Genomic DNA, 12534 nt, shown 5'->3' on the forward strand with positions numbered 1-12534 from the left:
CATTGAGTAGAATTTCCCAATGACTGCCCACAAGGAAGGACCAAAACGAGTGAAAGCATCAGGATAGTATTGCTTTAGCAAAGATATCATCTTTGCCTGATAGGCGGCATGACCGCCTAGGTTAATAGGCTTGCACATGAACAAACACCTCCGATCGAGAATTATCCGGCGCCGCGAAGGACGCATTTACTTCTTAATCAGATAGGCCGCGAAGCGGCCGCAGATTTGGGAGGATTTGTCAAGTCCTATATTTGGTATTTTTTAAAAAAATGGGGGGATTTGAGAAATGGAACAAAAGAAAAAGCCCTTGGAATCTAGGCTAAAGATTCCGAGAGCCTATCGAGAGGTCGGGGGGGGGAAACCCGCCTTCTGACATGGGAGGAACCCCTCCTGAGATGAACGGTGCAGCCGGCCAGACCGGAACCGGAGAGACTCTGCCTGAGACCAGCGCGGCAGCCGGATAATCAATATAATTTATAATTGGGCTTTGGTAATGTACATTTAAACAGATATGTCACTCTAACAGAAAAAATATACTGTTTGAAAAACACCTTCTTGTGTTACACTTGAATACACAGGGAGGTGTTTTTATGTTGGCAGATGAAAGAAGATTAGCTGCAATAGAGAGAATAAAAGACCTTATACCACTACAAAAAAAGTTGAGTTTTGCCTTTCCGGAAGATGTATATAATGTGTTTGTATTTGGAAGTTACCCTACAGTGCGTTACGAAAAGGGCATAAGTGATGTGGATATAGCCGTCTATGCAGATGATATAGATATTTACATGAGAATATCCGTAATCATAGAGGAGTTTTTTGAGGAAAAGGGAATCCCGCTAGACTTATTCTTTATCGATGTAAGAAATCCGGCTCCTATATATCTTGCACCATTACATTCACAGATACAGTTTACTGATTACTATCCGGAAGAATTGATTAGATTTGAACAGGAATGTGAAGCTATGCTTTCACAAATTAAAAGAGGTATGGCGGTATGAAGTTGGACGAAAGCATAATTAATCAATTTGATCTGGAACCTAATCATGTTAGCGAACCGGTCAATGTGATGAAAGCATCTGAGGTACTCAATTTCATGAAAGAAAGTGCCGACAGGATTGTGGCAAAAAGTAAAATTTATTTTGATTCATCAGATGCTGATATTCAGGCTGATTGCTTGGACATTGTTTCAGTTAGACTTAATGATTTTGCCCAATCATTTATGGATATTGTCATTTTTCTCAGAAAGGAAGAAGGAAGCTATAATGGGAAGTCTTCTTCTTTAAGGTACTGCATAACAAGCTATTATACGTTAATAAATGGATTACAAGACATTGAAAAACAGTTTCTCACGGAATTGCTGCTTCGAAATGAAATAACACATGATTATTTTAACAGAGAAATACATTTGCAAAAGCTTATATCTTTAATGCAGAATTGTGCAGAAGGTTCTGTTGAGGTATATAAACAACTGGCTAAAATATGTGAAGATAAAAAGCTGAATAATAGGTACGTTGATAAGAATTCGAGACCAAATTAGGTTTTAATGAAAGAAGAGTCATTCAGAACAAAAATGTTCTGAATGGCTCTTTTTATGATGGTTTTACTAATGTTTCCAAAGGAATTTGAAGAATCTCGGAAAGGAGTTTAACTTCTATGTCGCTTACAATACGTAAACCTGATTCAGTTCGGTGAACTATGTGGTAATCCAAATCAAGCCCATGAACTTGTAAAAATGCAGCAAACTCACGTAAGGAAAGGTTGTGGTCATCTCTATATTGCTTTATATAAAGTCCGGTTATATTTAATCTCCCGTTAGAATCAGTTGATTTTGCCATGGTAACTCCTTTGAATAAACACAAGGAGTATATTCCATAATATGGAACATGTTGTCCCATCAGATGAGACAGAAAGGGGTAATTGCTGTATAATGTAACTATATTTTAGAGGTTAAGTAAATAAAAATCTCTGTAGTTTTTAGTGACTCCAGATATGGAGAATATGGATTATACATTTGTTTGATTAAGTCTTTTGATACGCAGAAAAAACAAGTCCTCTAGTGAAAGGAGTAAGTATATTATCTTGGCTGTTCTTTTGCTGATGTGTGGAATCACTTTATATGCTGCATCGGGAATTATTGGTGCAGGGGCTGAAACATTATCAAATAGTTATAATGCAGCTTATGCTTCCGAAAAAAGTCTTGCATATCAGGAACAGTATGACAAATATTTTGTTAAAGCAGAAAATAATTATCATGTCAGTAATCGGGTGGCAATTTCTATAGGTGATTTGAAAGAAATCGCAAAACTTGAAGTACTTAAAGTCAGTGATGTTGAATATATCGTAGAAGATAGTTCTGATAACAGTAATGGAATCACATCCTGGCTGGAGGTTCCCGGGCAGGGAACATATGTTGTTGATCTTCAAGCGGCAGAGTTCATAACGGATGATGAGAGGGCGTATGTGAAAGTCAGAGCACCATATCCGGAACTTACTAACATTTCTATTGATTATGCAAATGTTAAGAAGATGTTTTTTAAAAATGATATTCTTAATGACAGCTATAAAGTTGGTGAGGAACTGGCACAGAGGCAGCTTAATTCGGCAGATATGCTTATTAAGAAAGAATTTGCATCTAATGAAAGGTTTTATTTAAGTGCACAGGACGCCGCTGTAAGCACCATACAGTGTCTTGTAAGGCAGTTAAATCCTCAAAATACGGATATGATAGTTGAAGTTGAGTTTTATTAAAAAGTAATTAAAAAAGAGTCCTTTGGAATATGAGTTATTCCAAAGGACTCTTTTTAGTTCACTCAAAGATATAATTTAGATTCGGCTTGTACATATTCTGACCAAATGGGTAAATAATTATTTTTCTTCAGCATGGTTTAAGCTTAGTGAATTAAGATACAGCCATACAGGTCAGAAAATGGGATGGAAAAGGAAGACCTGCTATATGACGATTTCATTTTGATATATGTATGAAACAGCGTTTGACCTTCTGAAAGGAGCAGTAATTATGTATATAGAAACAGCACTTATAAAGATAGCGGTGATACCGGCATATGAGCCGGATGAAATGCTTATAGAAGTTGCATCTGAGGCAGCAGCTTCTGGCTTTGAAGTTGTAGTGGTGGATGACGGATCTGCGTCAGGAAACTCTGTTAAGAGCGGAATAGTTCCTGTAGAAAAATATGACAGAATTTTCGGAGACGTCATGAGTTTTGCCCATGTGATACGTTACCCTGAAAACAGAGGAAAGGGGTATGCTATGAAGCAGGCTTTTGCCTACATCAAAGAAGAGTACAAATATGAAGACAACTATGCGGTAGTAGTCATCGACTCTGACGGACAGCACAGGATTGTTGACGCTGCAAGACTGGTGGAGCATGCTGCTGTACACCCCGGGACTCTTGTACTGGGAAGCCGCAAGCAGGGACCGAGTTCACCGCTCAGAAGCCGTATAGGCAATGGAATAACCAGAAATGTGTTCAGACTTCTTTCGGGAGTCAGCATTTATGACACCCAGACAGGACTCAGGGCCTTTTCAAAAAAGCTTATGGACAGGATGCTCTCGGTTCCGGGGGACCGCTATGAATACGAAATGAATATGCTCATGGATCTTGCCCGGGAGCAGGTACCCATGGAAGAGCTTCCTATCGAGACTATATATATCGACAACAATGCAGGCAGCCACTTTAATCCCATTAAGGATTCGATACGTATCTACAGGGAGCTCTTCAGGTTCAGCCTTTCCGGTTTTGCCGCTTTTCTCATAGATTTTGCCATTTTCGGATGCATCGTAGAACTTTTCGGAAAAACAGCCTCTGTCATGCTTTGTGCCAATGTTTTCGCCCGTTTGATCAGCGCCACAGCGAATTACAGCATCAACCGGAATTTTGTTTTCGCAGGTACCGATAATGAATACATTGAGACTGAAAAAAAGAATAAAGAGAGTGTGGCAAATTCTGCAGGAAAGTATATTCTCCTTGCAGTGACCATTCTTGTTTTAAATACAACACTTCTTTGTGCAGTAACAAAATTTATTCCGGTGAACCCAATGATTGCAAAAGTCTGCATAGAGATACTGATGTTCTTCGTGAATTTCACACTTCAGAGACGATTTGTATTTGCATCATCAGGAAAGGGAGTTGAACAAACTAAAGTTTTTGCACAGCCTATGAGGGTTGAGGCAAAACAGACCGGGGAGAATAAAGACCTGGCTAAAGGAAAGCACAATCCCTTTCAGGATTACGGGGTAGCATAAAACAGTAATGATACTGATCTGCTTGCCATGAACCAAAGCCGGAGTAATACAGGAACCGGATATCAGAAAATGAATAGAAAATAAGGAACAGGATATGAAGGAATTTTTCAGCAGCTGGAAATACAGACTGACAGCATTTCTGGCTCTCACAACATTTACGGGATATGCGCTTTTGGACACATTTGTAATCCCAAGAAGTTATACAGAAGGAACAGTGCAGCAGTCGGTGGCACTGAATACCGAAGGAACGGTAGAGGTCGATAAAAGCGTGTTTGAAACCGCAAAAGGAACCGGTGCCAATGCCGAGAATCTGGGTAAATCAGAGGAGGATGCTTCCGAAACTGAGAGTGGATCCGGAAGCAATACAGATACTGCTTCAGAGGAGCATTCCAAAAAAAGCAGACCGGAAAGATCTGAAGGCAGCGGTGACGGAGAAAGCACTGAAGGAGAAAGCAAAAAAAGAATGAAAGCGGGAGAAGATTTCCCAGGCTTCCCACCTTCAGGAATGGGAGAGAAACCATCAGGGATGCCTGGGAAAAAGCCTTCTGGTAAGCCGGGCAGTAAATCTTCCGGAACATCCGAAAATAAAGAAAGCAACACTTCCAAGGCTGAGGAAGCAGTATCAACAACTATAGATACAGTTAGTTCAGATGAAGTTATCGGAACCTACACTGACAGTGTTAAGACCATAACCTTAAGTGAGTACAGGTCAAATGATACCTCCATTTACGTTGCGGACATACAGCTCCTGGGAGATGCCACCGAGCTTGATGAATCAGCCTTCAGTGCTGATGATCTGATACAGACAGCCTTTGCGGATGATACTTACGGTAAAAATGTAAAGGAAGCCACCTCTGTGACTGCTGAAGAAAATGACGCAATTCTTGCCATCAACGGAGATTTTTACGGGGCGCAAAATGACGGATATGTTATAAGAAACGGAGTTCTTTACAGATCCACCTCAGGAGGAAATGAGGATCTTGCCATACTCGCAGACGGAAGCTTCGAGATTTTCTCGGAGAATGACCTTTCCGCAGAGGAGGTTCTGGCTGCCGGAGCGGTGGATGTTCTCAGCTTCGGACCTGGTCTTGTGGAGAGCGGAGAAATAGCCGTAACAAAGGATGAGGAAGTAGGTAAGGCCATGGCCTCCAATCCGAGAACAGCTATAGGTATTCTGGAGGACGGACACTATGTATTTGTGGTTACGGACGGAAGAACCGATGAGTCAGAGGGCCTGACATTGTACCAGCTTGCAGAGTTTATGCAGAGTCTTGGCTGCTCAACGGCCTACAATCTCGACGGCGGAGGCTCAAGTACTCTGTATTTCAACGGTGAGATCATCAACAAGCCCACCACAGGCGGAAATAATATAAAGGAAAGATCAGTCAGTGACATAGTTTACCTGGCGAAGGAGACTGATTCTGCGACAGAAAGTACCTGACGGAAGGAAAACAGATAATGAAAGAAAACAGTATTAAAGATAATAATAAGATAAAAGACAAAATGCCTGCCATTAAAAGGCAGGATAAACACGGAGAAGCAACAGGAAAAGTAATGGGCTATGTTCTCATCACTATAGCAGTTGCCTTATTTGGAGCTATTTATGAGTATTTCAGCTTCGGGGTTTATTCCTACTATATGATATATGCCTTTGTCATTCCATTGATTTTAGGTGTATTGCCGTGGATTTTTATTGCGTCAGACCGAATGGGAAAGGGAGCAGCGGAAAAGGATTTTCCGCCAATGTACACCATAAACTTATGGGGTTCCGGCATTGCCACCCTGACTGTGGGTTCGGTTTTTCACGGAATACTTGATATTTACGGAACCACCGGTTCACTGTCAAAGGTTTATTTCATAGTGGGAGCCGTACTATTACTGGTAGCTGTCATGACTTTTATCGGCGACAAGGAAAAAAGAATGGCTGATGCGAGAATAGCATAATTGAAAAATTGTAAATCAAGATCAGGTATAACCCCTGCGGATGAGGCGCTTAGGAAAGCGTTTCACCGCGGGGGTTATTCAAAACTGTATTATTTTTTTAGATACATATTTTATATTGTGACAATTTCTGTAAAAAATATGTTATTTTTTTTATGCTTTCTATAAAATCACACTGTTTTAATAGAGAATAGTGAGATATACTTAAAGCGAATGGCGTTTTTGCAAAGTTCACAAAAACAGAACAGAGGAGAATCAAATGATTTCGATTTTGGTAAGCCTGATAGGAGGACTTGGCCTCTTTATTGCAGGTATGTACATGATGAGTCATGGTATCGAGAAAGTCGCAGGTAACAAGCTGCGAAAGATACTGGAGACGTTTACAAGAACCAGACTGACGGGAGTGCTGGTGGGACTGTTCTTTACAGCTGTTATACAGTCCTCCAGTACAGCGACGGTTATGGTTGTAACCTTTGTTAATTCCGGTTTGATGGCACTTTCCAATGCCTGCGGTATCATACTTGGTGCCAATATAGGTACCACCGTAACGGCGATGCTCGTAGCCTTCAGGTTATCGGCTATAGCACCGATATTTGTTTTCTTCGGTGCCGTAATGATGAACTTTATTCCCAATCCTACTGTGAAGAAATCCGGTGAGATAGTGATGGGATTCGGACTTCTGTTTGTGGGTATATCCACCATGTCAAGTTCCATGGCAGCCCTCAGAGAGATCCCGGCTGTCATAACCTTCCTGTCAAGCTTCACGAATCCGGTGCTGGGCGTGCTTATGGGATTTGTTATAACATCCATCGTTCAGTCGTCATCAGTGACTGTTTCAATCCTCGTAGTTATGGGTTCCATGGGACTCGTAGATCTCAGGATATGTATGTTCATCATCCTTGGATGTAACATCGGAGCCTGCTCAAGTGCGGTTCTCACAGCGCTTCAGGGAAATAATAACGCAAAGCGCGCAGCGCTCATTCACCTGCTTTTCAATATCTTCGGAACGATCCTGATGTTTGTCCTCCTGCTTTTGTTTTCACCGCAGATCGAAACCATCATCAGAACTATTTCAGGAACCGGAGATGATCCTGGATCCCTGGGACGAAATATCGCGTTTGCCCATTTCATCTTCAAGGTATTCCAGGTAATTGTATTCTATCCGTTTATGGATCAGATCATAAAGCTGACTTATGTTCTTGTTAAGGATGGCGAAAAAACGGAAGACAGCGAAGATATTTTCAAGCTCAGATATATCAATCTTAACAAGCTTCCTAACCCTGCAGTTGCCATTTATATGGCTAAACAGGAAATGGAGAGAATGGCTAATGCTGCTTTCACAAATCTTACTACGGCCATGGATTGTCTTCTCAACGAAGATGTTTCGGGAGTTGAGAAGGTCTATGAAACAGAGAAATATATCGACTGGCTTTGCGAACAGATCAATACCTACATGACAAAGATCAACCAGAATGCCATTCCTTTGCGTGATGCGGATCTCATCGCAGGATATTTCCACGTTTGCTCGGATATCGAACGAATCGGAGACCATGCAGAAGATATAGCTGACATAGTTAAGTATTTTAATGAAAAAGACGTTCATCTGTCACAGACTGCAAAAGAAGAGCTTACAGGCATGATGTCTATTGTTAAAGAGCTTATGAAGGATTCTCTGGATATGTTTGTTACAGGAGATATGACAAACATGGAGAAGGTCACAGATCTTGAGAATCAGACAGATAAGCTTGAACGTGAGCTTCAGGATAAGCATATACAGCGACTCAGCGAAGGTTTATGTTCCGCTCAGGCAGGTGTATTCTTCTCAGATATTATTTCCGGAATTGAGCGTGTAGGAGACCATGCCACAAATATCGCATTTTCACTTTATAATGCGAAGAACCGCAGAAATGATAAGGCAGGTTAAAACGTAATAAAAAAGCAGCCATGTGATTGTTGCATCACATGGCTGCTTTTTTGATTTGAAATAATTTTGGGAGTAATCCACCGGGGACGGTTCTCGCTGGCGAGAACCGTCCCCGGTGGATTATTGCGGCTTTAGCCGCGGTTAGTAATTATTCGGTGAATAATTCAGGATTATGCAATTGAGAATTGAAAATAACGGACGGTATCAAAAAAGGCAGGTCTTTAGACCTGCCTTCCGGTGTTTATAGATTTATCCGGCAACACTTTCTGCTGCATTGCCGCTGGCATCGATTCCGCCTGCTGCAAAGTCTGCAGCAGCTGCCTGTGTATCAACAGCGGTCTCAAAGCCTGTGCTGTTGTCTATGGCTGTTTCTGCCTGAGTTTCCATAGCGGTTTCTGCTACGGTCTCAGCAACAGTTTCTGCAGCAGTCTCGATTACAGCGGTTTCTGCTGCAGTGGTTTCTGCCACAGCAGCGGCAGTTTCTGCTCCTGCGGCAGCAGTAACGGTTTCCTTGTGAGTGATTACCTCATTTGCAGATCTTGTAGGAGCAACCTGTGTTCTGATTCCTGTCTCGAGGTTTCCTGAGTCATCATTTATAACTTCGTACCACTCGCCCTGATAATACTCATAAAGTAAACCATCGATATACTTTGTATCACCGTCCCGGTTTCCTTCGGGAGCAGCAGTCTCGGTTTCCTCTGAACCGGGACCTCCGGATCCGTTTTCATCTTCGGTTTCACCGAATAACGCTCTGATTTCTTCTGTACTTAACTGATGAATCTCCTTTGTTTCGAACTCATCATAGGACATAGGGAGCTTAACATTACCTGAAACGATGATACCTGCAAAGGTATTGGCCTCGTCAGATGATCCGAAGGATACGGTTATGGTTTCTGCCGGCTTAAAATCATCGTTAATAAGTGCAATATGCTGCTCTGATTCTGTGCCCTTAAAATCCACTGTGGAGCGTCCGAAAGGATTGCCGTCAACAGTAACGTAAACATCATTGGAGCCCGGAAGATATTCATAGTCGATTGCAAGTAGACCTGAAACAGGATTATCGTTATCATCACGGATGTAATCTGCAAGATACACATAAGTAGTGTCATCAATCTTCTCAAAGTCACCTGCAGATATGTAAGTAAAGTTTTCAAGAGCATCTGAAGCTGCGTCGAGGGTTTCTGACGCAGTATCGAGAGTCTCACAGTTTTCCGAGTGCTCACGGATTGCCTTAATGATCGCATCCGAAACTGCTGCATTACCGTCAGCATTCTGATTTATCTTATCATCAGCAACGGTATCTGCCGCATTGCTGCCGTTTGCTTCCATAAGCTTTGCTACATCTACCGTCAAACCGTAGTAGTGATCTGTGATGTTCTGAATTGCGGAAGCATTGTCATCGGCGTAGCCTTCAGGATTAGTGACAGAAGAAGGCTCGACGAGAGAAATGAGGGTTGCTTCCGGGCATCTCTTTGCAAGAGCACGGATGAGGCCTTCATAGAAAATTCCGAAGCTTGAAGGCTCATCGTGGTTTCCAAAGCTAAGAATAACCGCATCATACTCCACATCCTCGGGGAGCTGCTTTGCAACAGCATAGCCTGAGTAAACGGTGTTGTCCGAAGGAAGAGAATAGTTGTCCAGCAGAACCTCGGAGCCGAAGGCCTCTGTTATCTTTGAGGAAAGAAGCTCAGCCCATGCTGCAGAGGAATCCTCGAGATTGCTTCCCGCAGCAAATCCATCGCCTATGACTAAAACTGATACAGGCTTTCCGTTATTGAGCTTCGTGTAAAAATCTCCGGTTTCGGCGCTCTCGTTTGTCTCTTTCTGCTGACCGGCAGAGGTTTCGGCTAATGTTGTCTCCTGAGGTGTCACGGCAGAGTTGTTCTGACTGCTGACGGCGGCGATGCCAAGCAGTATAACCGCTAAGCCGGCGGCTCCACCGATACAGGCTTTTTTGTTATTCTCAAAAAAAGTTTTGAAATCCATTGTTATCTCCTTAATACCAATGCTGTGAAAGGCTAATGCTTTGGCCATCCACGGTTGATGCGCAATGTTTTTCATTTGTGCGCAAGGTGCTGATTAACACAGTGATTAATAATACTTTCATTAGCGATAAAAATCAATTAACTTTATTTGAATATTCTCGCAAAATGAGGTCAAAGGTAACAGTTCAGCCAGTGGACCATGGGGACGGAGTTAGTGGTTCACCGGCTGAACTGTTACGGTCAAAGGGTAATAGCCCGTTCCTGGTACGTGTGGTCATAGCCGGGAGATATACCTTTACTTATGGATTGTCCGAAAAAACAGAGCCTCCGGTCAGCCTTAGCTGACAGGGGGCTCTGAAAGATCGTTATTGAATGATTAAGGAGTGACTGTTATGCCTACGGTTGGACCTGCAGTATTCCACTGACTGACATCTATTCCCTGACCGGCTTCAACAGTGTAGGGGACTGTAGGCACTACGATGGTGGCAGAGTCGGCAGGATCACTGATAACAGCCTGTTCGGTTGCTTCAGGTGTTTCTGCTGCTGCGGTTTCGGGGACTACTTCTGCCTCTATCTGCGCGGATGTTTCTGCGGCAGTAGTCTGAACAGGTGCTGTTTCGGGAGCAGCGGTTTCAGTGGCTTGAGCGGATGTTTCGGCAGGAGCTGAAGTCTGCTTCGGAGCAGCTTTTTTCGCAGGAGCCTTGGTTTCGGAAGCTTTGGTTTCCTTTTTGGTCTCTTCCTGCTTTTTCTTATCCTTTTCTGCTTCGCTTTCGGTCTCTTTCTTTACAGTATCAGCCTTAGTTTCTTCTGCAGTTGTTTCCTGAACCTTGGTTTCCGCCGCAGTAGTTTCTGCAACAGTAGTTTCCTCTGCAGTAGTTTCCTCAACGGTGGTCTCGGGAGCCGTAGTTTCCGGTGGAAGAGGAAGCTTCTCGTACTTGTCATGAGGCTGATTGAAATTGAGATTTCCGGATATGATGAGTCCATGGAAACCGTCTGCCTGTTCCTTTGTGGCGAAGCTGACTGCGATACTGTCATTAATTGAAGCATCATTATCAACTATACGTATATGTCTTTCGGGAGCTGCATCCTCCTTTTCAAAAGAAAGACCTCCGAAGATGTCATTGTCGATAACTACCTGGGCGGTGTTGTTTCCGGTGAGATAGTCATAATCAAGGCCGATCATACCGACGGTTTCCGAACCGAGAGCCATAAGCTCCTGTGCGCCAATGATGAAGTTGCAGTCATCGAGACGCTGGAAACTGTCTGATGCGATGTAGTAGTAATGATCGTAAAGAGTAGCATCAGGGTTAACAGGTGCTATGGTTCCATCGGCATCCACTGTTGAAACTGTTGCCCCCACGGCATTATCCTTCTCCGGAACATTGTCCCCGGGATTTCTGAGTCTTTCATCAATCTTACGAACTATCCAGTTTGCATAGAGCTTCTGGCCGTCGGCATTGGGAAGAAGACCGTCATCTGTGAAAGTGTTCACATCCTGACCTGTAACCATAAAGGCTTCACCCATGTTGGCAACGATGGCACCATAGTGCTCAAGAAGGTTTTTTGCATAGGTGGCGGTTTCATCTGAATATCCGCCCGGCTCTGTTAACGATGCTGATTCGATCAGGCCAATGATCTCTGCGGAAGGATATTGCAGCTTTATGGAACGAAGCAGGCCCTCATACTGAAGGTCAAAAGTAAACGGCGCATCATAGTAACCTAAAGCTACGATAACCGCATCATAGACAGAATCCTTATTGCCGGCTGCCTCATTCATGAGAGTCACATAGGCAGAGTAGGCGTTGTTTCCGTTAGGAAGAGAAAGATTATTTACCAAAACCTCTGATCCGAATTTTTCTTTAATATTTAAAGCCAGAAGATCTGTCCAGTTTGTTCCGTCCTTAGCGCCTGCGCCTGTGCCGAACACATCACCGATAACAAGAATGGAAACCGGCTCACCGGCATTAAGCTTATGGAGAAAGCTGTTTTCCTCCGGAAGAACAGCAGAAGCTGCCTCTGAGCCATTACCATTTGTGATGATATTTCCGTCTTTATCTGTCTCCGGCTGAAGTCTTTCATTTGCGGCATTGATGCGTTCTGCATTAACAGATTCATCGATGGCATCTTCAGTGATGGCGGTGTGTACCATATAACCGAAGGCACCGATTATGGCAACTATCATCAGTATAAGCACTGTAAGTAGTGTTGTGCCTTTTTTTGTAAGCGTGGAACCGGTGTTGTTACCGGAGCCGGGTTCATTTGGGGAAGCTGCAGCTGACTCGTTTGCTGTTTCAGGAACATTGTTCTTTTCGTCTTTACTCATAATTAAAAATCCCTCATTTTTTCATACTTTCTCAATTATAAAAAGGAATAGGGTTTTTTTCTAGTTTTTTTAATGCTTTTTCAGGCAATGTGGTATC

Annotated in this window: 10 protein-coding genes; 7 read left to right on the top strand and 3 right to left on the bottom strand. The window is 42.9% G+C overall.

The annotated features are described in order from the left end of the window. The first annotated feature begins 590 nt into the window (after positions 1-590). Positions 591-998, top strand: a complete 408-nt coding sequence (locus G625_RS0104390; RefSeq protein WP_029200136.1) for a nucleotidyltransferase domain-containing protein — start codon at positions 591-593, stop codon at positions 996-998. Beyond that, positions 995-1537 (top strand): hypothetical protein, encoded by a 543-nt coding sequence (locus tag G625_RS0104395; protein ID WP_029200137.1) that lies wholly within the window; start codon positions 995-997, stop codon positions 1535-1537. The genes G625_RS0104390 and G625_RS0104395 overlap by 4 nt, the downstream gene beginning before the upstream one ends. 52 nt (positions 1538-1589) lie before the next feature. On the opposite strand, the gene G625_RS0104400 is transcribed toward G625_RS0104395, so the two are convergent. Further along, a complete protein-coding gene (locus G625_RS0104400) occupies positions 1590-1835 on the bottom strand; it encodes a helix-turn-helix domain-containing protein (protein WP_029200138.1) in 246 nt (81 codons plus the stop codon). Between the two features lie 244 nt (positions 1836-2079). Between G625_RS0104400 and G625_RS0104405 the strand changes: the two genes are divergently transcribed. The 5 genes from G625_RS0104405 to G625_RS0104425 all read left to right on the top strand — a co-directional run bounded on the left by G625_RS0104405 (position 2080) and on the right by G625_RS0104425 (position 8129). Then, a complete protein-coding gene (locus G625_RS0104405; RefSeq protein WP_029200139.1) occupies positions 2080-2748 on the top strand; it encodes a DUF4230 domain-containing protein in 669 nt (222 codons plus the stop codon). A gap of 268 nt (positions 2749-3016) precedes the next feature. Next, positions 3017-4264: a bifunctional glycosyltransferase family 2/GtrA family protein gene (locus G625_RS18340; protein ID WP_198014856.1), complete on the top strand. Its 1248-nt coding sequence runs from the start codon at positions 3017-3019 to the stop codon at positions 4262-4264. Positions 4265-4358: 94 nt separating this feature from the next. Continuing rightward, positions 4359-5705 carry a phosphodiester glycosidase family protein gene (locus G625_RS18345; RefSeq protein WP_029200140.1) on the top strand — a complete coding sequence of 449 codons (1347 nt, stop codon included), beginning with the start codon at positions 4359-4361 and terminating at the stop codon, positions 5703-5705. 17 nt (positions 5706-5722) lie between these two features. After that, entirely contained in the window at positions 5723-6208 is a 486-nt protein-coding gene (locus G625_RS0104420; protein ID WP_049895703.1) for a hypothetical protein, read from the top strand. A gap of 256 nt (positions 6209-6464) precedes the next feature. Then, complete coding sequence (locus G625_RS0104425) at positions 6465-8129, top strand: Na/Pi cotransporter family protein (RefSeq protein WP_044931602.1); 1665 nt, start codon at positions 6465-6467, stop codon at positions 8127-8129. 249 nt (positions 8130-8378) lie between these two features. Here the strand turns inward: G625_RS0104425 and G625_RS0104430 are convergent, their stop codons facing one another. Together G625_RS0104430 and G625_RS0104435 are read right to left on the bottom strand one after the other, a co-directional pair. Next, entirely contained in the window at positions 8379-10115 is a 1737-nt protein-coding gene (locus tag G625_RS0104430) for an SGNH/GDSL hydrolase family protein (RefSeq protein WP_029200143.1), read from the bottom strand. A 375-nt stretch (positions 10116-10490) separates the two neighbouring features. Further along, a complete protein-coding gene (locus tag G625_RS0104435) occupies positions 10491-12437 on the bottom strand; it encodes an SGNH/GDSL hydrolase family protein (RefSeq protein WP_029200144.1) in 1947 nt (648 codons plus the stop codon). Between the last annotated feature and the right edge of the window lie 97 nt (positions 12438-12534).

Origin of the sequence: Oribacterium sp. NK2B42, from assembly GCF_000424445.1 — a bacterium.
GTDB lineage: Bacteria > Bacillota > Clostridia > Lachnospirales > Lachnospiraceae > Oribacterium.

What these genes read in the sequence shown, in the direction of transcription:
- G625_RS0104390 (WP_029200136.1), top strand. Translation starts at nt 591, where the DNA reads ATGTTGGCAGATGAAAGAAGATTAGCTGCAATAGAGAGAATAAAAGAC.
- G625_RS0104395 (WP_029200137.1), top strand. Translation starts at nt 995, where the DNA reads ATGAAGTTGGACGAAAGCATAATTAATCAATTTGATCTGGAACCTAAT.
- G625_RS0104400 (WP_029200138.1), bottom strand. Translation starts at nt 1,835, where the DNA reads ATGGCAAAATCAACTGATTCTAACGGGAGATTAAATATAACCGGACTT.
- G625_RS18340 (WP_198014856.1), top strand. Translation starts at nt 3,017, where the DNA reads ATGTATATAGAAACAGCACTTATAAAGATAGCGGTGATACCGGCATAT.
- G625_RS18345 (WP_029200140.1), top strand. Translation starts at nt 4,359, where the DNA reads ATGAAGGAATTTTTCAGCAGCTGGAAATACAGACTGACAGCATTTCTG.
- G625_RS0104420 (WP_049895703.1), top strand. Translation starts at nt 5,723, where the DNA reads ATGAAAGAAAACAGTATTAAAGATAATAATAAGATAAAAGACAAAATG.
- G625_RS0104425 (WP_044931602.1), top strand. Translation starts at nt 6,465, where the DNA reads ATGATTTCGATTTTGGTAAGCCTGATAGGAGGACTTGGCCTCTTTATT.
- G625_RS0104430 (WP_029200143.1), bottom strand. Translation starts at nt 10,115, where the DNA reads ATGGATTTCAAAACTTTTTTTGAGAATAACAAAAAAGCCTGTATCGGT.
- G625_RS0104435 (WP_029200144.1), bottom strand. Translation starts at nt 12,437, where the DNA reads ATGAGTAAAGACGAAAAGAACAATGTTCCTGAAACAGCAAACGAGTCA.